The organism is Mangrovicella endophytica, from assembly GCF_002893625.1.
In the GTDB taxonomy this organism is placed as follows: Bacteria; Pseudomonadota; Alphaproteobacteria; order Rhizobiales; family Rhizobiaceae; genus Mangrovicella; species Mangrovicella endophytica.
This window is the reverse complement of record NZ_PKMZ01000031.1, coordinates 1-796: the sequence shown is the minus strand read 5'-3', so window position 1 is coordinate 796 and position 796 is coordinate 1. Positions and strand designations below refer to the sequence as shown.

Genomic DNA, 796 nt, shown 5'->3' with positions numbered 1-796 from the left:
GCGTACCGCCGCCGCTGGTGGGATCAGTGGGCGTGCCACCGCCGCTGGTGGGATCGGACGGATTGCCGCCGCCGCTCACCGGATCGGAGGGCGTGCCGCCGCCGCTCACCGGGTCAGAAGGTGTGCCGCCGCCGCTGGTGGGATCGGAGGGCGTACCGCCGCCGCTGGTCGGATCGGAGGGCGTGCCGCCGCCGCTGGTCGGATCAGTGGGGTTGCCGCCGCCGCTGGTTGGGTCAGAGGGCGTGCCGCCGCCGCTGGTGGGATCAGTGGGGTTGCCGCCGCCGCTCACCGGGTCAGAAGGCGTGCCGCCGCCGCTGGTCGGATCGGAAGGGGTGCCGCCGCCGCTGGTCGGATCGGAGGGCGTGCCGCCGCCGCTGGTCGGATCAGTGGGGTTGCCGCCGCCGCTGGTGGGATCAGTGGGGTTGCCGCCGCCGCTGGTGGGATCAGTGGGGTTGCCGCCACCGCTCACGGGATCGGACGGATTGCCGCCGCCGCTGGTGGGGTCAGTCGGCGTGCCGCCGCCGCTGGTGGGGTCAGTCGGCGTGCCGCCGCCGCTGGTAGGGTCAGTGGGCGTGCCGCCACCGCTCACGGGATCGGACGGATTGCCGCCGCCGCTGGTGGGATCGGTGGGGTTGCCGCCGCCGCTTGTCGGGTCGGAGGGCGTACCGCCGCCGCTGGTCGGGTCGGTGGGCGTACCGCCGCCGCTGGTCGGAGCAGTCGGCGTGCCGCCGCCGCTCGTGGGGTCAGAGGGCGTGCCGCCACCGCTGGTCGGGTCAGTCGGCGTGCCGCCACCGCT

The 796-nt window shown here is 76.1% G+C and carries 1 pseudogene; it reads right to left on the bottom strand.

Annotation, left to right across the window (positions count from 1 at the left end):
• Nucleotides 1-796: pseudogene (locus C0R46_RS20595) on the bottom strand (hypothetical protein); the annotation flags it as partial.